General features: G+C 62.5%; 26 protein-coding genes and 1 tRNA gene. 19 read left to right on the plus strand and 8 right to left on the minus strand.

Annotation, left to right across the window (positions count from 1 at the left end; translation table 11 throughout):
• Positions 1–34 precede the first annotated feature (34 nt).
• The 9 genes from NKJ67_RS11050 to NKJ67_RS11090 all read left to right on the plus strand — a co-directional run bounded on the left by NKJ67_RS11050 (position 35) and on the right by NKJ67_RS11090 (position 8,721).
• Positions 35–1,114: an ABC transporter ATP-binding protein gene (locus tag NKJ67_RS11050; RefSeq protein ID WP_352581339.1), complete on the plus strand. Its 1,080-nt coding sequence runs from the start codon at positions 35–37 to the stop codon at positions 1,112–1,114.
• Positions 1,115–1,124: 10 nt separating this feature from the next.
• Complete coding sequence (locus NKJ67_RS11055; protein ID WP_128303595.1) at positions 1,125–2,192, plus strand: ABC transporter ATP-binding protein; 1,068 nt, start codon at positions 1,125–1,127, stop codon at positions 2,190–2,192.
• Positions 2,193–3,059, plus strand: coding sequence for a carbohydrate ABC transporter permease (locus tag NKJ67_RS11060; RefSeq protein ID WP_023812975.1), 867 nt, complete (start codon positions 2,193–2,195; stop codon positions 3,057–3,059).
• Between the two features lies 1 nt (position 3,060).
• The gene (locus tag NKJ67_RS11065; RefSeq protein WP_027036701.1) at positions 3,061–3,984 is read left to right on the plus strand and encodes a carbohydrate ABC transporter permease; all 924 of its coding nucleotides are present in this window, start codon (positions 3,061–3,063) and stop codon (positions 3,982–3,984) included.
• Positions 3,985–4,051: 67 nt separating this feature from the next.
• Positions 4,052–4,333: a DUF2160 domain-containing protein gene (locus NKJ67_RS11070; RefSeq protein ID WP_127269597.1), complete on the plus strand. Its 282-nt coding sequence runs from the start codon at positions 4,052–4,054 to the stop codon at positions 4,331–4,333.
• A 78-nt stretch (positions 4,334–4,411) separates the two neighbouring features.
• Positions 4,412–6,136, plus strand: a complete 1,725-nt coding sequence (locus NKJ67_RS11075) for an ABC transporter substrate-binding protein (protein WP_352581340.1) — start codon at positions 4,412–4,414, stop codon at positions 6,134–6,136.
• 60 nt (positions 6,137–6,196) lie between these two features.
• Entirely contained in the window at positions 6,197–6,730 is a 534-nt protein-coding gene (locus NKJ67_RS11080; RefSeq protein ID WP_352581341.1) for a hypothetical protein, read from the plus strand.
• Positions 6,727–8,220, plus strand: a complete 1,494-nt coding sequence (gene glpK / locus NKJ67_RS11085; protein WP_352581342.1) for a glycerol kinase GlpK — start codon at positions 6,727–6,729, stop codon at positions 8,218–8,220. The genes NKJ67_RS11080 and glpK overlap by 4 nt, the downstream gene beginning before the upstream one ends.
• Before the next feature lie 27 nt (positions 8,221–8,247).
• Positions 8,248–8,721: a DUF6882 domain-containing protein gene (locus NKJ67_RS11090; RefSeq protein WP_352581343.1), complete on the plus strand. Its 474-nt coding sequence runs from the start codon at positions 8,248–8,250 to the stop codon at positions 8,719–8,721.
• Positions 8,722–8,809: 88 nt separating this feature from the next.
• Here NKJ67_RS11090 and NKJ67_RS11095 read toward each other — a convergent pair whose 3' ends face one another.
• Entirely contained in the window at positions 8,810–9,307 is a 498-nt protein-coding gene (locus NKJ67_RS11095) for a BA14K family protein (RefSeq protein WP_352581344.1), read from the minus strand.
• Positions 9,308–9,612: 305 nt separating this feature from the next.
• Between NKJ67_RS11095 and NKJ67_RS11100 the strand changes: the two genes are divergently transcribed.
• A tRNA-Lys gene (locus NKJ67_RS11100) sits at positions 9,613–9,688 on the plus strand.
• Between the two features lie 39 nt (positions 9,689–9,727).
• On the opposite strand, the gene NKJ67_RS11105 is transcribed toward NKJ67_RS11100, so the two are convergent.
• From NKJ67_RS11105 to NKJ67_RS11125, 5 genes are all read right to left on the minus strand, one after another.
• On the minus strand, positions 9,728–10,198 hold the full coding sequence (locus NKJ67_RS11105; RefSeq protein ID WP_352581345.1) for a nucleoside deaminase: 471 nt from the start codon (positions 10,196–10,198) through the stop codon (positions 9,728–9,730).
• A 246-nt stretch (positions 10,199–10,444) separates the two neighbouring features.
• Positions 10,445–11,584: a DNA-processing protein DprA gene (gene dprA / locus NKJ67_RS11110; protein ID WP_352581365.1), complete on the minus strand. Its 1,140-nt coding sequence runs from the start codon at positions 11,582–11,584 to the stop codon at positions 10,445–10,447.
• A gap of 17 nt (positions 11,585–11,601) precedes the next feature.
• Entirely contained in the window at positions 11,602–12,189 is a 588-nt protein-coding gene (gene plsY / locus NKJ67_RS11115) for a glycerol-3-phosphate 1-O-acyltransferase PlsY (RefSeq protein WP_352581346.1), read from the minus strand.
• 57 nt (positions 12,190–12,246) lie between these two features.
• Positions 12,247–13,533 (minus strand): dihydroorotase, encoded by a 1,287-nt coding sequence (locus tag NKJ67_RS11120; RefSeq protein WP_352581347.1) that lies wholly within the window; start codon positions 13,531–13,533, stop codon positions 12,247–12,249.
• Positions 13,530–14,489 carry an aspartate carbamoyltransferase catalytic subunit gene (locus NKJ67_RS11125; protein ID WP_127321160.1) on the minus strand — a complete coding sequence of 320 codons (960 nt, stop codon included), beginning with the start codon at positions 14,487–14,489 and terminating at the stop codon, positions 13,530–13,532. The genes NKJ67_RS11120 and NKJ67_RS11125 overlap by 4 nt, the downstream gene beginning before the upstream one ends.
• Positions 14,490–14,682: 193 nt before the next feature.
• Here NKJ67_RS11125 and NKJ67_RS11130 point away from each other — a divergent pair, with 193 nt between their 5' ends.
• The 3 genes from NKJ67_RS11130 (at position 14,683) to NKJ67_RS11140 (ending at position 17,416) form a co-directional block, all read left to right on the plus strand.
• Positions 14,683–16,311 (plus strand): DNA alkylation response protein, encoded by a 1,629-nt coding sequence (locus NKJ67_RS11130; protein WP_127327335.1) that lies wholly within the window; start codon positions 14,683–14,685, stop codon positions 16,309–16,311.
• A 194-nt stretch (positions 16,312–16,505) separates the two neighbouring features.
• Positions 16,506–17,075: a hypothetical protein gene (locus tag NKJ67_RS11135; protein WP_128363085.1), complete on the plus strand. Its 570-nt coding sequence runs from the start codon at positions 16,506–16,508 to the stop codon at positions 17,073–17,075.
• The gene (locus NKJ67_RS11140; RefSeq protein ID WP_128308139.1) at positions 17,075–17,416 is read left to right on the plus strand and encodes a DUF6105 family protein; all 342 of its coding nucleotides are present in this window, start codon (positions 17,075–17,077) and stop codon (positions 17,414–17,416) included. The genes NKJ67_RS11135 and NKJ67_RS11140 overlap by 1 nt, the downstream gene beginning before the upstream one ends.
• On the opposite strand, the gene ruvX is transcribed toward NKJ67_RS11140, so the two are convergent.
• A complete protein-coding gene (gene ruvX, locus NKJ67_RS11145) occupies positions 17,334–17,840 on the minus strand; it encodes a Holliday junction resolvase RuvX (protein WP_128308140.1) in 507 nt (168 codons plus the stop codon). The genes NKJ67_RS11140 and ruvX overlap by 83 nt on opposite strands.
• A gap of 123 nt (positions 17,841–17,963) precedes the next feature.
• Between ruvX and NKJ67_RS11150 the strand changes: the two genes are divergently transcribed.
• The 6 genes from NKJ67_RS11150 (at position 17,964) to NKJ67_RS11175 (ending at position 22,464) form a co-directional block, all read left to right on the plus strand.
• Positions 17,964–18,671: a metal-dependent hydrolase gene (locus NKJ67_RS11150; RefSeq protein WP_352581348.1), complete on the plus strand. Its 708-nt coding sequence runs from the start codon at positions 17,964–17,966 to the stop codon at positions 18,669–18,671.
• Positions 18,672–18,695: 24 nt separating this feature from the next.
• The gene (locus NKJ67_RS11155) at positions 18,696–19,112 is read left to right on the plus strand and encodes a hypothetical protein (RefSeq protein ID WP_127321156.1); all 417 of its coding nucleotides are present in this window, start codon (positions 18,696–18,698) and stop codon (positions 19,110–19,112) included.
• Between the two features lie 118 nt (positions 19,113–19,230).
• Positions 19,231–19,518, plus strand: a complete 288-nt coding sequence (gene gatC, locus NKJ67_RS11160; protein WP_127272494.1) for an Asp-tRNA(Asn)/Glu-tRNA(Gln) amidotransferase subunit GatC — start codon at positions 19,231–19,233, stop codon at positions 19,516–19,518.
• Positions 19,519–19,526: 8 nt separating this feature from the next.
• A complete protein-coding gene (locus tag NKJ67_RS11165) occupies positions 19,527–19,982 on the plus strand; it encodes a GNAT family N-acetyltransferase (RefSeq protein ID WP_352581349.1) in 456 nt (151 codons plus the stop codon).
• The gene (locus tag NKJ67_RS11170) at positions 19,982–21,547 is read left to right on the plus strand and encodes an amidase (RefSeq protein ID WP_352581350.1); all 1,566 of its coding nucleotides are present in this window, start codon (positions 19,982–19,984) and stop codon (positions 21,545–21,547) included. Before NKJ67_RS11165 ends, NKJ67_RS11170 begins: the two co-directional genes overlap by 1 nt.
• A gap of 125 nt (positions 21,548–21,672) precedes the next feature.
• A complete protein-coding gene (locus NKJ67_RS11175; RefSeq protein WP_127276740.1) occupies positions 21,673–22,464 on the plus strand; it encodes a YdcF family protein in 792 nt (263 codons plus the stop codon).
• Here the strand turns inward: NKJ67_RS11175 and NKJ67_RS11180 are convergent.
• On the minus strand, positions 22,443–23,156 hold the full coding sequence (locus NKJ67_RS11180) for a DUF599 domain-containing protein (RefSeq protein WP_027161543.1): 714 nt from the start codon (positions 23,154–23,156) through the stop codon (positions 22,443–22,445). The genes NKJ67_RS11175 and NKJ67_RS11180 overlap by 22 nt on opposite strands.
• Positions 23,157–23,213: the final 57 nt, after the last annotated feature.

Raw genomic sequence — 23,213 nt, forward strand, 5'->3', positions numbered from 1 at the left:
TTGAGCTGATGCGGAAGGCCTGGGAGGAGGCGTCATGCTGGAACTGAGAAACGTCACCAAGGCGGTCGGCGCGGTCGAGCATATAAGCGACGTGTCGCTGACGCTCCAGCACGGCTCGCTCAACGTCCTGCTCGGACCTACGCTTTCCGGCAAGACAAGCCTGATGCGGCTGATGGCCGGCCTGGACGTGCCGACCTCCGGTTCGATCTGGTTCGACGGCCAGAATGTCACCGGCGTGCCGGTGCAGAAGCGCAAGATCGCTATGGTCTACCAGCAGTTCATCAACTATCCGGCGATGACCGTCTATGAGAACATCGCTTCGCCGCTGCGGGTGGCCGGCATCGAGCAGGCCAGGATCGACAGCCAGGTGCGTGAAGCCGCCGCTCTTCTCAAGCTGACACCCTATCTCGACCGCACGCCGCTCAGCCTGTCGGGCGGCCAGCAGCAGCGCACCGCACTTGCGCGCGCCATCGTCAAGAACGCCAGCCTGGTGCTGCTCGACGAACCGCTGGCCAATCTCGACTACAAATTGCGCGAGGAACTGCGCGCCGAATTGCCCAGGATCTTCGCCGCCGCCGGCACAATCTTCGTCTATGCCACGACCGAGCCGCACGAAGCGCTGCTGCTCGGCGGCAACACGGCGACGCTTTCTGAAGGGCGGATCACCCAGTTCGGACCGACCATCGAGGTGTTCCGCAAGCCGGTAGATCTGGTGACAGCCAGGACGTTTTCCGATCCGCCGCTCAACACCATCGTGCTCGCCAAGAAGGGTCGGGATTTCCTGCTCGAGGGCGGCGTGAACCTGCCGGTGCCGGTCGAACTCTCCGGCATTGCCGACGTCCTCTATACGATCGGTTTTCAGCCGCACCACCTGTCGCTCGAGCGGCCCAATGCGGCGGCGGTGCCGGTGCGTGCCAAGGTGACGATCACCGAGATCACCGGATCGGAGAGCTTCATCCATCTCGATTTCGCCGATGCGCGCTGGGTCATGCTGACCCATGGTATCAGGCATTTCGAGCCAGACGAGGTGGTCGAGGTGTTCATCGATCCGCGCCACATCATGGTTTTCGACGAGCACGGCAGCGCCGTGACTGCGCCGAAGCTGGCGGCTTGAGGGCAAAGAGATGGCACGCATCGACGTCAACCATGTCCGACATTCCTACCTGCCGAACCCGCAGAAGGATGCCGATTTCGCGCTGCGGGAAGTGCATCATGTCTTCGAGGACGGCGGCGCCTATGCGCTGCTCGGGCCCTCCGGTTGCGGCAAGACCACGCTGCTCAACATCATTTCGGGATTGTTGCACCCCTCGCACGGCCAGTTGCTGTTCAACGGCAAGGACGTGACCAATTTATCGACGCAGGAGCGCAACATCGCGCAGGTGTTCCAGTTCCCGGTCATTTACGACACCATGACCGTCTACGATAATCTGGCCTTCCCGCTGCGCAACCGCGGCGTGCCGGAAGCCGATGTCGACCGCAAGGTTCGCGAGACGTTGGAGATGATCGATCTGGCGTCCTGGGCGAAGAAGAAGGCGAGGGGCCTGACCGCCGACCAGAAGCAGAAGATCTCGCTCGGCCGCGGGCTGGTGCGCTCCGACGTCAACGCCATCCTGTTCGACGAGCCGCTGACCGTCATCGATCCACACATGAAGTGGGTGCTGCGCTCGCAGCTGAAGCAGTTGCACCGCCGCTTTGGCTACACCATGGTCTATGTGACCCACGACCAGACCGAGGCGCTGACCTTCGCCGAGCAGGTCGTGGTTATGTATGATGGCGGCATCGTGCAGATCGGCACACCAGCCGAATTGTTCGAACGGCCACGCCATACCTTTGTCGGTTATTTTATCGGCTCGCCGGGCATGAACGTCATGCCGGTGGCAATCGACGGCAAGACGGCGACGCTCGGCTCGCAGCGAATCGAACTGCCGGGCGCACCCAAGTCAGCCAGCGGCGCCGTCGAGCTCGGCATCCGTCCCGAATATGTCCGGCTCGGCCGCGAAGGCATGGCCGTGCAGGTCAGCAAGGTCGAGGATCTCGGCCGCCACAAGGTGGTGCGCGCCAAGCTCGAAGGCCGCGATATTTCTGCCGTGATCGGTGAGGACGAGACCCTGCCCGCCGATCCGAAGGTGCGGTTCGATCCGGCCGGCATCAACATCTATGCCGATTCCTGGCGTGTCGAGATGGAGGCCTAGATGGAGAAGACCTGGAACAACAAGGCCTGGTTCATGGTGCTGCCGGTCCTCCTGCTGGTGGCGTTCTCGGCGGTGATCCCGCTGATGACGGTGGTCAACTATTCGGTGCAGGACACGTTCGGAAACAACGTCTTCTTCTGGAACGGCTCGGACTGGTACACCGAAATTCTGGAGTCGGAACGCTTCTGGCTGTCGATGGTCCGCAACCTGATCTTTTCCGCAACCATCCTCGCCATCGAGATTCCGCTCGGCATCTTCATCGCTCTCAACATGCCCAAGAAAGGCTGGGGCGTGCCGGTCTGCCTGGTGCTGATGGCTCTGCCGCTGCTGATCCCGTGGAACGTCGTCGGCACGATTTGGCAGGTATTCGGCCGCATCGACATTGGCCTGCTCGGCTACACGCTGTCGGCGCTCGGCTTCGACTACAACTACGTCAACGATCCGACTGATGCCTGGGTGACGGTCATCCTGATGGACGTATGGCACTGGACAAGCCTCGTCGTTCTGCTCTGCTACGCCGGACTGGTCTCGATCCCCGATGCTTTCTACCAGGCGGCCAAGATCGACGGCGCCTCACGCTGGGCAGTGTTCCGCTACATCCAGCTGCCGAAGATGAACCGTGTGCTTCTGATTGCAGTGCTGCTGCGCTTCATGGACTCGTTCATGATCTACACCGAGCCGTTCGTCGTCACGGGCGGAGGCCCTGGCAATTCGACGACGTTCCTGTCGATAGACCTGGTCAAGATTGCGATCGGTCAGTTCGATCTCGGGCCGGCGGCCGCCATGTCGATCATCTACTTCCTGATCATCCTTTTGCTGTCTTGGGTGTTCTACACCGTCATGACCAATGTCGATGCGGAGCGCTGAGATGAGCGGCGCCAACGAAGGAACGACGAGGCAGGACCGAGTGCGTGAGACGGCCGTTTCGGACGGGCTCGCCAGCACCTTGTCGCAGGACCAGCTTGCGCGACTGATGCGCCGGCGCGGCGAAGAATCCCGGTTCTGGTGGTTGGTGCCGACGATCTACATCATCTTTCTGATGCTGCCGATCTACTGGCTGGTCAATATGAGCTTCAAGACCAATCAGGAAATCCTGGGCGCGTTTTCGCTGTGGCCCAAGAGCCCGACCCTGGCCAACTACATTGTGATCTTCACCGACCCGTCCTGGTACAAGGGCTACATCAATTCGATCATCTATGTGGTCATGAACATGGTGATCTCGGTTTCGGTGGCGCTGCCGGCGGCCTACGCTTTCTCGCGCTACCGGTTCCTCGGCGACAAGCACCTCTTCTTCTGGCTGTTGACCAACCGCATGGCGCCGCCCGCGGTGTTCGCGCTGCCGTTCTTCCAGCTCTATTCGGCCTTCGGCCTGATCGACACGCACATCGCGGTGGCGCTGGCGCACTGCCTGTTCAACGTGCCGCTGGCGGTCTGGATCCTCGAGGGTTTCATGTCCGGCGTGCCGAAGGAGATCGACGAGACCGCCTATATCGATGGCTATTCCTTCCCGCGCTTCTTCCTGAAAATCTTCATGCCGCTGATCGCAAGCGGCGTCGGCGTGGCCTGCTTCTTCTGCTTCATGTTCTCATGGGTCGAGCTGCTGATCGCGCGCACCTTGACCACGACCGCCGCCAAGCCGATCGCGGCGATCATGACGCGCACGGTCTCGGCCTCGGGGCTCGACTGGGGCGTGCTCGCCGCCGCCGGCGTGCTCACCATCCTTCCAGGCGCGCTCGTGATCTGGTTCGTCCGCAACTACATCGCCAAGGGCTTTGCCCTAGGGAGGGTGTGATGAAACAAACGCACGAGTTCATCCGCAACACCATCGCCGAGGGCTTCGCCCTGGGGAGGGGATGACCATGAATCTCACCTGGATGGCGTGGACGCTGCCGACGGCAATCTTTTTCATCACGATCCTGGTGCTGCTCTGTGGCATGGCGGTCTGGGAATACGCCTCGCCTGGCGGCAATCCCCGGGTCGGCGTCCTGCGCTTCGAGACGACGCGCGGCGACCGCCTCTTTGTTTCGCTGCTTGGCAGCGCCTTTATCCATCTCGCTTGGCTGGGTCTTGTCGGACCCAACCTGTGGTGGGCTCTCGCTCTCTCCGTAGTCTACGCCGTCGGCGTGTTCCGCTACGTATAGAGGGGGAAACTGTTGGAGCAACCGCGTGCCGGCGGCCGCTCCAGATCGCACTTGAAACTGAAAAGTGGAGGAAACGAAATGCGAAGGCAATTTTTAACATCAACGACTGCGCTTGCCCTGCTCTGGGGAGCAGGCCAGGCCTACGCCGGAATGGATGAAGCCAAGACCTTCCTCGATACCGAAATCAAGGATTTGTCGACGCTCGATCGCGGCGCCCAGGAAGCCGAGATGCAATGGTTCATCGATGCGGCGAAGCCTTTCGCCGGGATGGACATCAAGGTGGTCTCCGAGACCATCGATACACATAGCTATGAGTCCAAGGTTTTGGCGCCCGCCTTCACCGCGATAACCGGCATCAAGATCACTCACGACCTGATCGGCGAAGGCGATGTTGTCGAGAAGCTGCAGACGCAGATGCAGTCGGGCGAAAACATCTACGACGCCTACGTCAACGACTCCGACCTGATCGGCACCCACTGGCGCTACCAGCAGGCGCGCAGCCTGACCAAGTGGATGGCGAATGAGGGCAAGGATGTCACCAATCCCAACCTCGACCTCGCCGACTTCATCGGCACCAAGTTCACGACCGCTCCGGACGGCGACCTCTACCAGCTGCCCGACCAGCAGTTCGCGAACCTCTACTGGTTCCGCTACGACTGGTTCAACGACGAGAAGAACAAGGCCGATTTCAAAGCCAAGTACGGCTACGACCTTGGCGTTCCGGTCAACTGGTCGGCCTACGAAGACATCGCCGAGTTCTTCACCGGCCGCGAGATCGACGGCAAGAAGGTCTATGGCCACATGGACTACGGCAAGAAGGACCCGTCGCTCGGCTGGCGGTTCACCGATGCCTGGCTGTCCATGGCCGGCAATGGCGACAAGGGCCTGCCGAACGGTCTTCCGGTCGACGAATGGGGCATCAAGGTCAACGAGAAGTCGCAGCCTGTCGGCTCGTGCGTCGCGCGCGGCGGCGACACCAATGGCCCGGCTTCCGTGTATTCGATCCAGAAGTACCTGGATTGGCTGAAGGCCTATGCGCCGCCGGAAGCCCAGGGCATGACGTTCGGCGAATCCGGCCCCGTCCCGTCGCAGGGCACGGTCGCGCAGCAGATGTTCACTTACACCGCCTTCACCGCCTCCTTCGTCAAGGACGGGCTGCCGGTCGTGAACGCGGACGGCACCCCGAAATGGCGCTTTGCTCCCTCGCCGCATGGCGTCTACTGGAAGGACGGCATGAAACTCGGCTACCAGGACGTGGGTTCATGGACGCTTCTCAAGTCCACGCCTGACGATCGCGCCAAGGCCGCCTGGCTCTATGCGCAGTTCGTCGTGTCGAAGACGGTCGATGTGAAGAAGAGCCATGTCGGCCTGACGCTCATCCGCGAGTCGACGATCCAGGACAAGAGCTTCACGGAACGCGCTCCGAAGCTCGGCGGCCTGATCGAGTTCTATCGCTCGCCGGCCCGTGTTCAGTGGTCGCCGACAGGTACGAACGTGCCCGACTATCCGAAGCTGGCACAGCTCTGGTGGCAGGCGATCGGCGATGCGTCGTCGGGTGCCAAGACGGCGCAGGAGGCGATGGACTCGCTTTGCTCCGAGCAGGAAAAGGTCATGGAACGCCTGGAAAAGGCCGGCATCCAGGGCGATATCGGCCCGAAGATGGCCGAAGAGCATGACCTCGCCTACTGGAACGCCGACGCGGTCAAGAAAGGCAATCTCGCTCCTCAGCTGAAGATCGAGAACGAGAAGGAAAAGCCGGTCACCATCAACTACGACGAACTGGTGAAGAGCTGGCAAAAGTAAGTTTCTGCAACTACAGTTTGCCGGGGCATCGTGCCCCGGCAAACGCTACGGGAGCGAACGTTGATTTTCTCGCTTTTTCGGCGTGCCGCACCTTGGGCTCCAGCTATTGCCGGTGAGAACGGGCAACTGCTTTTCACACAGGATTTCAGCCTCCAACTGGCAAAGCTGCATCTGGCTGAATACGGCTATCAAAGCGAAACCGAAGCTACCTCGGATCGATTGGACCTTGTCCTGCAGAATCCCGAATTGCGGCTGGGCTATGAACTCGTTCCAGAGATCATCGCGGAATACGCATTGAGAAAGCTCTCCGCGCCAAGGGATTTTGAATACGTGCTGAGCGACCGCAGCGGCCAGTCGCATACCTTCAAGGTCGCTCGGCATCCGGTCTTTCAACCGATCCATGACAATCTCGCGCGCGAGCTTCTGCCTGCTTCCGCCGTGCGGGTCATCGCAGATGCATCCAGCTATGCGGACGCAGTATCCAAAGCGCTGAATTCAGGCGAGAAATTGAAAAACCTTTCTGTCTGCGTCGCGCCGATCGGGCTGCAACTTCATCAAGGCAGGCTTGAGATCAAACAGGATTGCCGAAATTGACCAGATATATCCTTGCCATCGACCAGGGCACGACTTCGACCCGGGCGATCCTGTTCGACGGCGAGATGAAGGTCGCCGGCAGCGGGCAAAAGGAATTCGCCCAGCACTATCCGGCCTCCGGCTGGGTCGAGCACGATCCGGAAGATATCTGGGCGAGTGTGGTGTCGACCGTGAAGGCGGCGCTGAAGAAGGCCGGCCGGAATGCTTCCGACGTGGCCGCGATCGGCATCACCAATCAGCGCGAGACCGTCGTCATCTGGGACAGGGCGACCGGCAAGCCGATCCACAATGCCATTGTCTGGCAGGACCGGCGCACCGCGTCGCTGTGCCAGAAACTCAGGAAGCAGGGGTTGGAGAAAAAGTTCACCCGCAAGACCGGCCTCCTGCTCGATCCCTATTTTTCCGGCACCAAGATCGCCTGGATTCTGGACAAGGTGAAAGGCGCGAGAAAACGCGCCGAGAAGGGCGAATTGCTCGCCGGCACCATCGACAGCTTTTTGATCTGGCGGCTGACCGGCGGCAAGGTCCACGCCACGGACGCCACCAACGCCTCGCGCACGCTGGTTTACAACATCGAGAAAAATGCCTGGGACGACGAGCTGCTGGCTATCCTCAACATCCCGGCAAAAATGCTTCCTGAAGTAAAAGACTGTGCCGATGACTATGGAATCACAGAGAAAAATCTCTTTGGCGCCGAGATAGGAATCCTCGGCGTCGCCGGCGACCAGCACGCGGCGACCATCGGCCAGGCCTGTTTCGAGCCGGGCATGATGAAGGCGACCTATGGCACCGGCTGTTTTGCGCTGCTCAACACAGGCAGCGACCTCGTGCGTTCGAAGAACCGGCTGCTGACCACCATCGCCTACCGGCTGAACGGCAAGACGACCTACGCGCTGGAAGGCTCGATCTTTATTGCCGGTGCCGCGGTCCAATGGCTGCGCGATGGCATCAAGGTGATCGGCAAGGCCGAACAAAGCGGCAAACTGGCTGATGAAGCCGATCCAACCCAAAACGTCTACTTGGTGCCGGCCTTCGTCGGGCTCGGCGCGCCGCATTGGGACGCCGAGGCACGCGGCGCCATTTTCGGACTGACGCGCAATTCCGGCCCGGCTGAGTTTGCCCGCGCCGCGCTGGAATCCGTCGCCTACCAGACACGCGACCTGCTCGACGCCATGCGCAAGGACTGGAAGGGGGCTTCGGCCAAGACCGTACTGCGGGTCGACGGCGGCATGGTGGCGTCGGACTGGACCATGCAGCGTCTGGCCGACATCCTCGATGCACCGGTCGACCGCCCGACCATTCTCGAGACGACCGCGCTCGGTGCAGCCTGGCTGGCCGGCTCGAAAGCTGGCGTTTGGCCGGATGCCGATAAGTTCGCGAAAAGCTGGGCGCTGGAGCGGAGGTTCCAGCCGGACATGGATGGCTCTGTGCGCGTAGCCAAGCTCGCTGGTTGGCGCGATGCTGTGCGCAGGACGCTCAGCGTGTCATAACCGTTGTCTAATGGGGCGAGGGGAATAATGAAGCCAGACTGGTATCCTGCTTGGCGCGACGAGGCTATCGAACAACTGAATGCCAAGAATGACCGCTTGGAGAAAGACTTCCAGCTCGGCCACTGGTCTCGCTATGATTATGACATTGAGACCAGAAGACTTTTGTTTTCCAAGGGCGGAGAAATCAAAGTCACCGCAGAGGTCCAGATTGCCGGGTCCACGAGCGCTAAGTCGCAGAGTTGGCTCTGGGCCTGGGCAAATTCAAATTGGCCCGATGACGTTATGATCGACGCAAAACGGGTTCGATCCTTCGGCGAGACAAATAGCATTGACGAACTGACCCAGTCTTACGTGACGGATGTCGATGACGACCTGGAAGTGCTTGGTTGGGAACTGAGCGCCGCGGCGGTTCGAATTTGCGACGCCCTTGGAGCATATCGCTCACCTTCGGAAGGCGATGCACGTTTTTACATCATCAAGGCCATCAGTTGGGCTGGCTGATGCCGGCTCCCATGCTTACTGAAAAGAGAAGACCCGCGACAGATTCTGGCACGGGTCTACTCGTCAGCTATTGGCACTCACTCACAAATCAATAGGGCGAGCGGCACTCCTTGCGAGGGCCGTAATTCGGCTGGAACGTGTTGTCCGAAGAGCGGTAGCTGCGATAGTGATCATAGCACCACTGCACATGCGAATTGCCTTCATAGACGCGGTTGTTTTCATTGTTGATGATCGCGCCGGTGATCAGCGCGCCAGTCGCGAAGGCAGCCAGCGGGAACCAGTTGTCGCCATGGCGGCGATAGCCGCGATGGTATTCGCGATAGCCGCGGTGGCCGTTCCAATACACGCCACGATCATTGTTGCGGGCAAAGTTCCGCTTGCCGTTGAAATTGCGGCTGAAGTTGCGGCGTTCGCCATGGCGCTTCTTCCATTGGTAGTCACCGTTGCGGGCTTCGATGTTCAAGACATTTGACGAAGCTTCCGGTGCCTGCGGCGCGAACATCTGGGCGGCGTTGGCCGGACCGGCGGCTGCCGCGAACGAAACCGACAATGTGGTCGCCAGTATACCCGATACGATCTTGTTCATTATTTTTCTCCTTCGAAAGGGTGATTGACGTCCCTTGTGGCGAGACAACGGGTGATAGGAGGGAAGGTTCCTCGTTAAAATACCAAGTTGCTGATTTGTAATGTTTCTCCGGCCTGCTGGCGGCGCGGCAGACCGGTCGTGCAATTGCTCTGCCAGGGCGGCGCCACTCATGATGGAAGCGGCCGCTCAGGCCTGATGGCCGTACTGGAAAAGCCAGGCTTGCGAATGCTCTTTTTCCGGTTGACCGGCCGAGGCACTCTCCCTATGTTCCGCGCAATTTCGAGGGCTGCCTTTCGCGCCCGCGGGAGCGCGTAGCTCAGCCGGTAGAGCAACTGACTTTTAATCAGTAGGTCTCGGGTTCGAACCCCGACGCGCTCACCAAAATCGTTCTAAATCCACTATAGCTGCGGGGAGAAGCCGTCAGCGCTTCCAGAAATCACGGTGCGGTACGAGCATCTCGTCGGCGATTTCGGGGAAGGGGCCAAAGACCTCGATCTTTTTCTGGCCGGGGCCGAGGACGGTGCGCGAAGAGAGGCTCATCGTCGGATTCTCCGCGTGATCCCCGGTGAGCGCCAGGAGCTTGGTCTCCTCGACCCCGTAAACCAGCCGCCCGATATTGGCCCAATACATCGTGCCGGCGCACATGGCGCACGGCTCGAAGGTTGAGACCAGCGTGCATTGCCACAGGAACTTCGGCTCGTAGGCAGCCGCGGCGCGCCGGGCGATCTCCGTCTCGGCGTGGCGCACCGCGTCGAGATTGCCTTGCCGCATCAGCACCCGATCGTCCGGCCCGACCAGCACGCAACCAAACGGATGATGCCCATGCGCCGCCGCCTCGCGCGCGACGGCGTCGGCGGACCGCAGGTGGGCGAGCATCTGATCGCGGGTCATGGCAAGATCCTGTCATGCCGACATCCACCGATGAGCGGCTGAGCGAGATTGGTGCCAACGGACGCGAGTGGCAAGGGCAAACTGCCGCTTGGGGTCTTTGCGTCGGGATATCAGACCTTTGCCTACAATCGCCGAGCGGTCTTGGCGTCGAACAGATGAGCAGACGCGGCAAAGCGGAAAGCCAGATGAAAAGGCTATCCTCGCCGAGCTTCTCGAAGCAGCTTGGCGCGCGAAATGCAAACAGCCTCAGACGGAAGCCTCCCCGAACACCAGCGAAACATTGCCTCCGGTATGGCGCTCGAGGCGGCCGGCGAGGTCGAGTTCCAGCAGCACCATGAACACCTGGGCCGGGTGCAGGCCGGTGTGGCGGATGATCTCGTCGACCGCCACTGGCGTCGGGCCGAGCGCCTCGATGACGCGGGCGCGGTCGCTTTCGCCGGGCGGTGGTGTGGCCGAGAAGTCGGGCGGCTCTTCGAACGGCGGCACGTCGGGCGCCCGCATGCCGGTCAGCGGGGCGATCGCCCTGGAAATATCCGATGCCTCGGTGACCAGGGTGGCGCCATCCTTGAGCAGGCCATTGGTGCCGGCGGCGCGTGGATCGAGCGGTGAGCCCGGTACGGCGAAGACCAGCCGGCCCATTTCGCCGGCAAGCCTGGCGCTGATCAGAGACCCCGAGCGTTGCGCTGCCTCGACCACCACCAGCCCAAGGGCCGCACCCGCGACAAGGCGGTTGCGGCGTGGGAAATCCTGGGCGCGGGGCTGCCAGCCGAACGGCATTTCCGAAATGACGGCGCCGCGCTCGGCAATTTCCTCGCACAGGCCGGCATTTTCAGGCGGGTAAGGCAGGTCGAGGCCGCCGGCCAGGACGCCGATCGTGCCGGTCGCAAGGCTGCCCTGATGCGCCGCGGTGTCGATGCCGCGCGCCAGGCCGGAGACGATTGCGTAGCCGTCGCGGCCGAGGTCGGCTGCCAGCATGCGTGCCATCTTGATGCCGGCCAGCGATGCGTTGCGTGCGCCTACGATGGCGAGACCCGGCAACCGGAACACGGCGGCATTGCCCTTTACCGCCAGCAGCGGCGGCGGATGGTCCATGTTGCGCAATAGGGGTGGGTAATCTGCTTCACCGATCCCGACAAAGCGGGCGCCGGCCTTTCCGGCTAATTCCAGTTCGGCCTCGGCTTCGGCAATGGAAGGGATGCGAGCGATCCGGATGGCGCCGCCTGAAATCATCAGTTCCGGCAATATTTCCAGCGCCACCTCGGCCGAACCGAAACGGTTGATGAGGTCGCGAAAGGATGCGGGGCCGACATTCTGGGTGCGGATCAGCCGCAGCCAGCTCAGCCGCTGCCGGTCGCTGAGACGCGGCCCGGCGGCCGGCCCACTCACCACGGCGGCAGGCTCGCTCACCCCTTGGCTCCGATCTTGCCCTCGGTGCCGGCAAGCAGGCGCGAAATGTTTTCCCGGTGCTTGATGAAAACGATGATGCTCATCACCACGAACAAGGCCGCATTCTGCGGTGTGCTCAGGACATAGAGAGCGATCGGCACGATGACCGCCGCCGTCAGCGCCGCCAGCGAGGAATAACGGAACAGAAATGCCATCACCAGCCAGGCGACGGCAAAGATCAGCGCCACCTGCCAGGCAAGGCCGATCAGCACGCCGAGATAGGTGGCGACGCCCTTGCCGCCCTTGAAACCGAGCCAGACCGGGAAGAGATGACCGAGAAAGGCGCCGAGACCGGCCCAGATCGCCAGGTCAGGCGCGAAATGGCCTGCTATCAGCACGGCGACCGTGCCCTTCAGCGCGTCAAGCAGCAGCGTCGCGGCGGCAAGGGCCTTGTTGCCGGTGCGCAGAACATTGGTGGCACCGATATTGCCGGAGCCGATCTTGCGCACATCGCCAAGGCCGGCCGCGCGGGTGAGCAGGAGCCCGAACGGAATCGAGCCAAGCAAATAGCCGAACACGAGCGCTGGGATGAGGCTGTAAGTCATTGTTTCCCCCGCATTTCCGCAGTTTGGCCGGATCAGGCGCGGTGCGCCGTGGCCGGTTCAGGCGGAAAACACTGTGCGGCCCGCAACCAGCGTTTGCAAGACCTTGCCTTGTAGTCGCGCGCCTTCGAAACAGGTGTTTTTCGACCGCGAACGAATACCGCTTTCGCTGACGATCCAGGGTTCGTCGAGATCGACAAGCGCAAGATCGGCGACAGCACCCGGCTTCAGCGTGCCGCCGGGCAGGCCGAACAGTTTTGCGGGAGCGGTGGACAGGGTTTCGATCAGCCGGAGCAACGGCACATCGCCATTGTGGTAGAGCCGCAGTGCGGCGCCCAGCAGCGTCTCCAACCCTATGGCGCCGGCCGCCGCATCGGCAAAGGGCAGGCGCTTGGTGTCGACGTCCTGCGGATCGTGCGAGGAGACGATGATGTCGATCGTGCCGTCCCTGACCGCATCGATCATCGCCAGCCGGTCTTCCTCGGCGCGCAATGGCGGCGTCAGGCGGAAGAAGGTGCGGTATTCGCCGACATCGTTTTCATTCAGCGACAGATTGTGGATCGCCACGCCTGACGTCACCGTCGCCCCGTCGATTTTCGCACGCGTAACGGCGTTTGCCGCCATCGCCGTCGAGATCTTTGCTGCGTGGTACGAACCGCGCGTCAGCCGCGCCAAGGCCAGGTCGCGTTCCAGCGGGATGGATTCGGCTTCGCGCGGAATGCCGGAAAGGCCGAGCCAGCTGGCGTAGAGGCCTTCATTCATCACGCCGGATGAACCGAGGTCCGCATCCTGCGTCTCATGCACGATGGTGGCGCCGAAGTCGCGCGCATAGGTCAGCGCGCGGCGCATCACCAGCGCGCTCGATATGGTGTGGCGGCCATCGGTGAAGGCGACCGCTCCGGCTTCGCGCAGCAGGCCGAACTCGGTCATTTCGCGCCCGTCGAGGCCCTTGGTGATCGCCGCCGCTGGAAAGACGTTGACGATCGCCGTGTCCTTGGCCGTGCGCAGCACGAACTCGACCAGCGCGACATTGTCGATCACCGGGTCGGTGTCGGGCATCATGACGATAGAGGTGACGCCGCCGGCCGCCGCCGCGACACTTGCCGACGCGATGGTTTCGCGATGCTCGCCGCCCGGTTCGCCGATGAAGACGCGGCCGTCGATCAGGCCTGGGATGATCGCCTTGCCGGCGCAGTCGACAACGGTGGCGCCCTCGGGCGCGCCCTGGTTTAGCGCCGCCTTGCCGGCGGCAACGATCTTGCGGCCGTCGACGACGACGGCGCCGACTTCGTCGATGCCGCGCGACGGGTCGATAATGCGGACGCGCTCGAAGACCGTTATGCTCATGCGCCGCGGCCTTCATTATTGCGGCGCGGGTCAAGCAGCGCTTCCATGACGGCCATGCGCACGGCGACGCCCATTTCGACCTGTTCCTGGATGACGCTCTGCGGACCGTCGGCGATTTCCGAGGCGATCTCGACGCCGCGGTTCATCGGCCCGGGGTGCATCACCAGCGCATCGCCCTTGGCCGCCTTCAGTTTTTCCGCATCAAGGCCGAAATAGCGGAAATACTCGCGCACCGAAGGCACGAACGCGCCTTCCATGCGCTCGCGCTGCAGGCGCAGCATCATCACCACATCGGCGTCCTTGAGGCCCTCGGCCATCGAGCGGGTGACGATGACGCCCATCTTCTCGATGCCGGTGGGCAGAAGCGTCGACGGTGCGACGACGCGCACCTGCGCGCCGAGCGCGTTGAGCAGCATGATGTTGGAACGTGCCACGCGCGAATGCAGGATGTCGCCGCAGATTGCCACGATGAGCTTCGACAGCGGGCCCTTGGCGCGACGAATGGTCAGCGCATCGAGCAGCGCCTGTGTCGGGTGTTCATGCGCGCCGTCGCCGGCATTGACGACGGAGCAGCCGACCTTCTGCGCCAGAAGCGCGGCCGCACCGGCCGATTGGTGACGGATGATCAATATGTCGGGCCGCATCGCATTCAGCGTCATCGCCGTATCGATGAGCGTTTCGCCCTTCTTCACCGAAGAACTCGCAACCGACATGTTCATCACATCGGCGCCGAGCCGCTTTCCGGCCAACTCGAACGACGACTGCGTGCGCGTCGAGGCTTCATAAAAGAGGTTGATCTGTGTGCGGCCGCGCAGCGTCGAGGTTTTCTTCTCGGACTGCCGCGAGATCGCGACCGCTCGGTCCGCCCTGTCGAGCAACAGCTCGATATCGGCGGGGGAAAGGTCGCGGATGCCCAGAAGATGGCGATGAGGATAGGGGGACGAAGCGTCGGTCATCTCAAGGCGCTGCTATAGGGTGGAGACTTTGCGGCTGCAAGCGCCAGCTTTGCATTGCAGCCGTTCTCCTCAATTTTTTCGTATAGATGGCCGATTGTATCGGCCGGTATTTTCATCGCGCGCGCTGCATGGCTTGGCTATATCTAGCCGACAGCCTCGGATTCGGGGCTTTCTGACGATAGAAGGATTGGGCGTGACCGACGACGTGACGAACCAGCCGCCGCCGCTGACGGGCGGCAACGCCTGGCGGGGCGATCCGTTGCTGATCCAGCTCGCGGAGCGTTTTTCCGATCCGGTGCGCAAAGATCTCGACGGTCTCGGCCGCTTCGTGCTGACGCAGGAGGCGCAGGAACTGGCGCGCCTCGCCAATGTCGAGACGCCGAAGCTCAGGACGCATGATCGCCAGGGACGGCGCATCGACGTGGTCGAGTTCCATCCCGCCTATCACGCCTTGATGCGCCGCTCTGTGGCCAACGGGCTGCATTCCTCGGTGTGGGAGAACGGCGACACCGAGATCGGCCGCCGCCATCAAGTCCGTGCCGCCCGGTTTTATCTGACGGCGGAGCTCGAGACCGGGCATCTGTGCCCCATCACCATGACCAACGCTTCGCTGGCGGCCTTGATGGCCAGCCCAAAACTGTTTCGCGAATGGGCGCCGCGCGTGACGACGCGCAAATACGACCAGAGCCAGAAACCGCCGGTCGAGAAGACCGGGCTGACGCTCGGCATGGGCATGACCGAGAAGCAGGGCGGCACCGATGTGCGCGCCAATGTGACGAGGGCGGAACGCGCCGGCAGCGGTTTTTATCGTCTGACGGGGCACAAATGGTTCATGTCGGCGCCGATGTCGGATGCGTTCCTGGTGCTGGCGCAGGCGCCGGAGGGGCTGTCGTGCTTCCTCGTGCCGCGCGTTCTCGGTGATGGTTCGGGCAACGGCTTCCGCTTTCAGCGACTGAAGGACAAGCTCGGCAACCGTTCCAACGCCTCCTCCGAAGTCGAATTCGTCAATGCCATCGGCGAGATGGTCGGCGAACCCGGTGCCGGTGTGAAGACGATCATGGACATGGTCACCCTGACCCGGCTCGATTGTGCCATCGCCTCGTCGGCGATCATGCGCGCGGGCCTCGCCGAGGCCGTTCACCACGCCCGCCATCGCCAGGTGTTCGGTTCGACCCTGATCGAGCAGCCGTTGATGCAGCGCGTTCTGGCCGACATGGCGCTCGACGTCGCCGCCGCCACCGCGCTGTCGTTCCGGTTGGCGCGCTCCTTCGACGAGGCGGCCAGCGATCGCGGCGAGGCGGCGTTTGCCCGGGCCATGACGCCGGTCGTCAAATACTGGGTCTGCAAGATCGCGCCCCCGCTGCTCTATGAGGCGATGGAGTGCCTAGGCGGCAACGGCTACGTCGAGGAGGCGCCACTCGCCCGCTACTATCGCGAGGCCCCGGTCAACGCGATCTGGGAAGGCTCGGGCAATGTCATGGCGCTTGATGTGCTGCGCGTGCTCGGCCGTGCGCCCGGCCTGTTCGAGGATGTGCTGGCCGGCATCGACCGTGATCTCGGCGCCGGCGGACGCGGCACGATCGGCGTTCTGAAGGCGGCGATGCAGGTTGCTTCAACCGACGAAGGTTCGGCCCGGCTGCTGACCGAGCAGCTGGCACTGTCGGCTGCGGCGGCGGAATTGCGCCGTTTGGGGGCCGGGCGGATCGCCGACGCTTTCGTCGAGACGCGTTTGGCCGGCCAATGGCGCAACACCTATGGCATGGTCGACTCGCGCCACGATGCACGCATGATCATCGACACGCTCTATCCGCCGGTGAACTGAGCGGCGAGCATCGCAAAAACCGGCGCCATCCACAGTTTTGACGCGTTGGCGGGCATCCTCACGCGTATGGCTAATCGCCGTTAACCTTAACAAATGGTTTCCGTTGCGATGGCGGACGGCAAGGCCCACTGTCCCCGCGAGAGCAGGGAGTGGTTCAGATTGGCCGTCTCTTGCTTTGCGAAGCAGGAACACCGATGCGACAGGTACTGACCTCTTTTCTGGCCTTGCACTGGGCGATTGTTTTCGCCCTGCTTGCGCTCATCTGCATCGACGGAAACCGGGGTGTGGCGGCGGCGCTCGGCGTGCTGGGCACCACAATCGAGGGTACCCGCTTCGTCGACCTCGACAATTTCGTTGTCGTGGCGCCGCTCGCCACCGCATTGCTTGTCGTCGCGGTTCTGTTTTTCTGGGCCTTTGTCGAAGCCCTGGTCAACGACGCGACCAGTCCCGGCGCCGACAGCGTCGCCCGCATCGCCTTCATCTGCGCGTCCGGCATGTTGTCGCTGATCGTCATCGGAGGTGCTGCGCAAGGCATCAACGGGCTGTTCATGGCGGTTGCCGTGCAGCTGACGGCACTTCTGGCGTCCTATGTCGCCATGCTTGCCGAGCGGCGGTCCGTGGTTGCGGCAGCGGCTTCCGGCGAAAGCGAGATCCATGCCGTCGCGCATGACATGGCAAAAGCCGCGGCTCACAATTCGCTGCTCTCACTCATATCAGGCCGAACGGTCTCCAAGACCGGCTCCAATCACAGGGGAGGCCGCTGATGCGTTACATCTTCGGGTTCTGGGCGGCGCCGATGGCGATTTTCTGGGGCTGGTTCTATCTGTCGGCCAATGATCTCAATTTCGGCTACACGATGCTCAGCCGACAGATGCACGACTTCTTCTTCCAGCTCTATGGTCAGATGCTCGGCATCGATCCGGCGATCATTCCCGGCATGGTGGCGAAGACGTGCGTCTTCGACGGGTTGCTGCTGATGGCGCTTTGGGCTTTCCGCCGTCGCCGCGAAATCGCCGGCTGGGTCAAACAGCGCTGGGCGGGTCCGGTTCCGTTCGAGCGGATGCGTGGAGCGACTGAAGCCGGTCCAAAACTCCCTGCAGAATAAACGCGGCTGCCGCCGAATCGATCTTGCCGGCGCGCTTGCGGCGCGAGAAATCCATCTCGATCAGCGTCCTTTCGGCCGCGACCGTCGATAGTCTCTCATCCCAGAGCACGAAGGGCAGGTCGCTCATCTGGGCCATGTTGCGAACGAAGGCGCGCGATTTCTGCGCACGCGGACCTTCCGAACCGTCCATGTTGATCGGCAGCCCAATCACCACCGCGCCGGCATTCTCCTTATGCAGCAAGGCGAGCAGCACCGCCGCATCGAGCGAGAATTTCCTTCGCATGATGACCGGGCGCGGATGGGCGAAGGAAAATCTCTGGTCCGAGACCGCGACGCCGATCGTCTTGTCGCCGAGGTCAAGTCCCGCCAGCGTCTTGCCGCCGGTCAGCCGCGCCGGCAATTCCTCGATCGTGATAATGCCCACCGGCCGTCCTTCGCATTTCACCACCACGTGTTTTGTCAAACGCGTGGTGGACACAGTAACCCTTTGATCTCGGGGCCGTCGGCGTTCTATCCTTTGGCAAGATAAAAATCGAGGAATGCATTCATGAAACTGACCTGGTACGGCCACTCGGCCTTTCGCATCGAGACCGCTGATGCCAAGATCCTCATCGATCCCTATCTGATCGGCAATCCGTCCTGGACGGGCGGCTGGGAGGGACCGGCGGAGGGAATCACGCATGTACTGCTGACGCATGGCCACAGCGACCACATCAGCGGCGCGCTGGAAGTGCTTGGCAAAAGCGGCGCCCAGCTAGTCGCCGATTTCGAGATCTGCATGTACCTGGTCGGCAAGGGCGCCAGCGACAAGAAGATCAACCCGGGCAACATCGGCGGCACCGTCGATTGCGGCGGCTTCACCACCACTTTCGTCCAGGCGCTGCATTCATCCTCGTTCCCCGGCGAAGGTGGCCAGAACACCTATCTCGGCAATCCGGGCGGCCTCGTCCTGCATTTCCCGGAAGACAAGACGCTCTACCACATGGGCGACACCGACATCTTTTCCGACATGGCGCTGATCAACGAGTTGCACGAGCCGAAGATCGGCATTGTGCCGATCGGCGACCGCTTCACCATGGGCGGCGCGGTGGCCGCACTTGCCTGCCGGCGCTTCTTCAAGTTCGACACCGTGGTTCCCTGTCACTTCGGCACCTTTCCGATGATCGACCCGACCGCCGACAAGTTCAAGGCCGGCCTGGAAGGATCCGGCATCAAGGTGGCTTTGCCTAAGATTGGCGACACGATTACGATTTAGAAGCAGCCAAAATGGAATGAAACCATGGCTTTGAGGCAATCTTTTTGCGTTTCCATACTGGTCGCGGCGTCGCCCGCGCTCGCCGCGGATGATTTCATCGAAGGCGTCTACCTTCAGTCCGAGGAGCTTTGCAAACAGGCCAAGAAGGACACGCTGCAAACGCTGATCGACGCCGGCAACATCGTGCTTTCGGCATACGGCCTGCAAAGCGTCGAATACAATTGCGAGTTTCTGCAGATCAGCAAGGCGACGGCTTCGCCGAGCTGGGCGGTGACGGCCATCTGCCAGGAACCGGGTTATGTCTTTCCCGACGTTCTCTCGGTGACGCAAATGAACGCGAAGCAGATCGATCTCGTGTCGGTTCGGCCCGTCGACGACGAAAGCGAAGCAAGCGGCAACAGCGGCAGCTACTATCTGTGCGAAGGCGTTGCCCTGCCATAGACGTATTCTGAGAGCCGATGAGCGGGCCGTCGGCACAGCCTGGTCTCTCGCACGATGCATGTTGCGCAGCGCGCGCGGCGCCGCTATAGCCCGAACTGGTTTTCCCCGAGGCAAAAACATGTCCGTAGATCTTCAGACAGTGAAGCGCGTCGCGCATCTCGCCCGCATCGCGGTGAGCGAAGAGGATGCCGAACGGATGACCGGCGAGCTGAACGCCATTCTGGGCTTCGTCGAGCAGCTGAACGAGGTCGATGTTTCCGGTGTCGAGCCAATGACCTCGGTGACGCCGATGGACATGAAGAAGCGCAGCGATGTCGTCACCGACGGCGGCAAGGCGGCCGACATCGTCGTCAACGCGCCGGCGACCGAAGAGAATTTCTTCCTCGTGCCGAAGGTCGTGGAGTAAGTCCGCCGATGGCAATCGAGATCGCCATTGAGACGCCGCTCCAGGACGACCTGCGCGGGCTGGTCACCGAACTCAACGAGACCTTGCTCGAACTGACGCCGCCGGAGCATTGCTACCATTTGACGGTTGAGCAGATGGCCGGTGAGGACACGACGGTTTTCATCGCCCGAGATAACGGCCTGGCCATTGGCTGCGGCGCGCTGAAGCGTCATGACGGCGCCATTGGCGAGGTCAAGCGCATGTATATCAGGCCGTCGCATCGCGGCCAGAAGATCGGCGCGAAAATCGTCGAGCGGGTCGAGGCGCTGGCGCGCAACGAGGGACTGAAGCGACTGGTGCTGGAGACGGGCGATCGTCATCCCGCGGCGTGGACAGTCTACGAACGCGCCGGGTTTTCGCGTTGCGGCCCGGTGCTGGATTATTCCGATTCTGAGTGGTCGGTGTTTTACGAAAAGAGCCTTTGATGAGCGACCTGACCCAGCTGACGATTTCACAGGCCCGCGCCAAGCTGCGCGGCAAGGAAATCACCGCGACCGAGATCACCGAGGCCTATCTCGGCGCTATCGAGCGCGCCAATCCGTCGCTCAATGCCTATGTCGCGGTGACAGGCGACAAGGCGCGCGACATGGCCAAGGCGTCCGACGCCAGGCTGGTCAAGGGCGAGGGCGGTGCGCTGGAAGGCATTCCGTTGGGGATCAAGGACCTGTTCGGCACCGAAGGCGTCCACACGCAGGCTTGCAGCCATGTGCTCGACGGGTTCAAGCCGCGCTACGAATCGACCGTTACGTCAAATCTGTGGGCCGACGGCGCCGTTATGCTCGGCAAACTCAACATGGACGAGTTCGCCATGGGCTCGTCCAACGAGACGTCCTACTATGGCCCGGTCATCAATCCGTGGCGGCGCTCGCGCCTCGACACGGTGGTGATACCGACGACGCATCAGGGCGACGGCGGCTTCGTCTCGGCCGGCGGCACGAGGACAATGCGCAGCCTGGACAATGCGCAGTTGGTGCCGGGTGGCTCTTCTGGCGGGTCGGCCACGGCAGTCTCCGCCTTCCTGTGCGCCGGCGCGACCGCGACGGACACTGGCGGCTCGATCCGCCAGCCGGCCGCCTTCACCGGGACGGTCGGCATCAAGCCGACCTATGGCCGCTGCTCACGCTGGGGTATCGTCGCGTTCGCCTCGTCGCTCGACCAGGCCGGCCCGATCGCGCGCGACGTGCGCGATGCCGCGATCCTGTTGAAGTCGATGGCATCAGTCGATCCGAAGGACACGACGTCGGTCGACCGGCCGGTGCCGGACTATGAGGCCGCGATCGGCAAGCCGATCAAGGGCATGAAGGTCGGCATTCCCAGGGAATACCGCGTCGACGGCATGCCCGAAGAGATCGAAGCGCTGTGGCAGAAGGGCATTGCCTGGCTGAAGGACGCCGGCGCGGAGATCGTCGACATTTCCCTGCCGCATACGAAATACGCGCTGCCCGCCTATTACATCGTGGCGCCGGCCGAGGCTTCGTCCAACCTCGCCCGCTATGATGGCGTCCGCTACGGCTTGCGCGTGCCGGGCAAGGATATCGTCGACATGTATGAGAAGACCCGCGCCGCGGGTTTCGGCCGCGAGGTCAAGCGCCGCATCATGATCGGCACCTATGTGCTGTCGGCCGGCTATTACGACGCCTACTATCTGCAGGCGCAGAAGGTGCGCAATCTGATCAAGCGGGATTTCGAGACGGTCTTCGCCGCCGGCGTCGATGTCATCCTGACCCCGGCAACGCCTTCCGCCGCCTTCGGCGTCGCCGATGAGGACATGGCTGCCGATCCGGTCAAGATGTACCTCAATGACATCTTCACCGTCACGGTGAACATGGCCGGCCTGCCGGGCATCGCCGTACCCGCCGGGCTCGACGCCAAGGGCCTGCCGCTCGGGCTGCAGCTGATCGGCCGGCCGTTCGACGAGGAAACGCTGTTCCAGACCGCCGCCGTCATCGAGCAGGCCGCAGGCACGTTCCAGCCGGAGAAGTGGTGGTAGGGACGTCGCTCGTCTAGCGCATGCCCTGAAAGTCGGAATCGATTTTCGGAAGGATCCTGCGCAAAATCAAAGTGTTAGCGTCCTTTGAGCGCCCACGCCCGCGCGGCGCTGCAATGGGGTGAGCGATGTTCTTCTACCTGTCCAAGATCTTCTGGTTCTTCATCCAGCCGCTCAACCTGGCGATCTTCCTGCTGCTGGCGGGACTGCTCGCGGCCATGATCGGGCGCCGGCGGCTGGCGGCCACCGGCAGCTTGCTGGCATTTCTGATCCTTGCGCTGTCAGCCTGGACGTCGCTCGGCGCCATGATGCTCAATCCGCTGGAAGAGCGCTTCGCGCGCCCGCCGCTGCCGGCAAAGGTCGACGGCATCGTCGTGCTCGGCGGCGGCTTTGAGGGCGCCATCAATCTGGCGCGCGGCGGCTATGAGTTGAACAGCAGCGGCGATCGGATGGTCGAGACCGCAGTTCTGGCCCGGCGCTTTCCCACCGCCAAGGTGGTCGTCTCCGGCGGCACCGGCGCGTTGTTTCTCGATGGCGAGGGCGATGCCGCAACCGCGCCGCGCCTGCTCACCGCGCTTGGCGTGGCCGCCGATCGTCTGATCCTGGAGAACAAATCCCGCAACACCTATGAGAACGCGGTCTTCACCAAGGAGTTGGTCACGCCGAAGCCCGGCGAGACCTGGCTGCTCGTGACCTCAGCCTTCCATATGCCGCGCGCCAAGGCGCTGTTCGACAAGGCTGGCTTCGCCACCGTTCCCTGGCCGGTCGACTATCGCACCTCGGGCAAAGAAGGCATCGGGCTGTTCCGCGATAATCCGGCCGACTCACTGCAGGCCACCACCATGGCCATCCGCGAATGGATCGGGCTTTTTGCATATTGGCTGTCAGGCCGGATCGATCAGCCTTTTCCAGGCGGCTGACCGATCACCGCCTGCCTGGCGGCCGAGAAGAACTGGCGCCGCACCAGAACGGCCAGCAGCAACAGCGTCGACAACACGAACACCATGGGGTCGACGAACCAGCCGAGATAACCGATCGAGAAGAACACCCCGCGCAGGCCGGAGTTGAAGTGCTTTCCGGCCAGCATGTTCATTTGCGCCGCACGCCACACCGCCGTTTCGGTGACCGGATTGCGTGAGGCTTCGCCATGCGGGATCGGCACTGCGCCGATCAGGATCGTGCAATAGTTGAACAGCCGGTACGCCCAGCCGAATTTGAAGAACGAAAACGCCAGGATCAGCACCAGTCCGAACACCTTTATCTGAAAAGCCGCGCGCGACGGCGCGCCACCCAAGGGCAGGTCGCTGAGCACTTCAAGAACCCGGTCGGACGCGCCGAGCAAGGCAAAGCAGCCGCCGATCGCGATCAGCGAGCTGGAGGCGAAGAAGGCGGTGCCTTGCTGCAGCCCGCTCATAATGGCGGTGTCGACGATGCGGATCTCGCGCTCGGCCATGGTCCGCATCCAGGCTTGCCGCTGTGCATTCATCGCCGTCGTCAGCGACATGCGGCTGACCAGCTTGCCGTCGGAGGCGAACGTGTGCAGCAGCCACGCGACGAGGAAGAAGGCCAGCGCCGCGAGATCGGCTGTCGAAAGATCGAGGGAATCGCCCATGGACTGAATTTATCACATTCAGCGCAATCGCTTCGATGTCCGCATACAGCGATCGTA

It is taken from the genome of Mesorhizobium sp. M0088, from assembly GCF_040322895.1.
In the GTDB taxonomy this organism is placed as follows: domain Bacteria; phylum Pseudomonadota; class Alphaproteobacteria; order Rhizobiales; family Rhizobiaceae; genus Mesorhizobium.

Bases quoted from the DNA above. Each gene is read 5' to 3' on its own strand.
- NKJ67_RS11050 (WP_352581339.1), top strand. From the start codon at position 35: ATGCTGGAACTGAGAAACGTCACCAAGGCGGTCGGCGCGGTCGAGCAT.
- NKJ67_RS11055 (WP_128303595.1), top strand. From the start codon at position 1,125: ATGGCACGCATCGACGTCAACCATGTCCGACATTCCTACCTGCCGAAC.
- NKJ67_RS11060 (WP_023812975.1), top strand. From the start codon at position 2,193: ATGGAGAAGACCTGGAACAACAAGGCCTGGTTCATGGTGCTGCCGGTC.
- NKJ67_RS11065 (WP_027036701.1), top strand. From the start codon at position 3,061: ATGAGCGGCGCCAACGAAGGAACGACGAGGCAGGACCGAGTGCGTGAG.
- NKJ67_RS11070 (WP_127269597.1), top strand. From the start codon at position 4,052: ATGAATCTCACCTGGATGGCGTGGACGCTGCCGACGGCAATCTTTTTC.
- NKJ67_RS11075 (WP_352581340.1), top strand. From the start codon at position 4,412: ATGCGAAGGCAATTTTTAACATCAACGACTGCGCTTGCCCTGCTCTGG.
- NKJ67_RS11090 (WP_352581343.1), top strand. From the start codon at position 8,248: ATGAAGCCAGACTGGTATCCTGCTTGGCGCGACGAGGCTATCGAACAA.
- NKJ67_RS11095 (WP_352581344.1), bottom strand. From the start codon at position 9,307: ATGAACAAGATCGTATCGGGTATACTGGCGACCACATTGTCGGTTTCG.
- NKJ67_RS11105 (WP_352581345.1), bottom strand. From the start codon at position 10,198: ATGACCCGCGATCAGATGCTCGCCCACCTGCGGTCCGCCGACGCCGTC.
- plsY (WP_352581346.1), bottom strand. From the start codon at position 12,189: ATGACTTACAGCCTCATCCCAGCGCTCGTGTTCGGCTATTTGCTTGGC.
- NKJ67_RS11120 (WP_352581347.1), bottom strand. From the start codon at position 13,533: ATGAGCATAACGGTCTTCGAGCGCGTCCGCATTATCGACCCGTCGCGC.
- NKJ67_RS11125 (WP_127321160.1), bottom strand. From the start codon at position 14,489: ATGACCGACGCTTCGTCCCCCTATCCTCATCGCCATCTTCTGGGCATC.
- NKJ67_RS11135 (WP_128363085.1), top strand. From the start codon at position 16,506: ATGCGACAGGTACTGACCTCTTTTCTGGCCTTGCACTGGGCGATTGTT.
- NKJ67_RS11140 (WP_128308139.1), top strand. From the start codon at position 17,075: ATGCGTTACATCTTCGGGTTCTGGGCGGCGCCGATGGCGATTTTCTGG.
- NKJ67_RS11150 (WP_352581348.1), top strand. From the start codon at position 17,964: ATGAAACTGACCTGGTACGGCCACTCGGCCTTTCGCATCGAGACCGCT.
- NKJ67_RS11155 (WP_127321156.1), top strand. From the start codon at position 18,696: ATGGCTTTGAGGCAATCTTTTTGCGTTTCCATACTGGTCGCGGCGTCG.
- gatC (WP_127272494.1), top strand. From the start codon at position 19,231: ATGTCCGTAGATCTTCAGACAGTGAAGCGCGTCGCGCATCTCGCCCGC.
- NKJ67_RS11165 (WP_352581349.1), top strand. From the start codon at position 19,527: ATGGCAATCGAGATCGCCATTGAGACGCCGCTCCAGGACGACCTGCGC.
- NKJ67_RS11170 (WP_352581350.1), top strand. From the start codon at position 19,982: ATGAGCGACCTGACCCAGCTGACGATTTCACAGGCCCGCGCCAAGCTG.
- NKJ67_RS11175 (WP_127276740.1), top strand. From the start codon at position 21,673: ATGTTCTTCTACCTGTCCAAGATCTTCTGGTTCTTCATCCAGCCGCTC.
- NKJ67_RS11180 (WP_027161543.1), bottom strand. From the start codon at position 23,156: ATGGGCGATTCCCTCGATCTTTCGACAGCCGATCTCGCGGCGCTGGCC.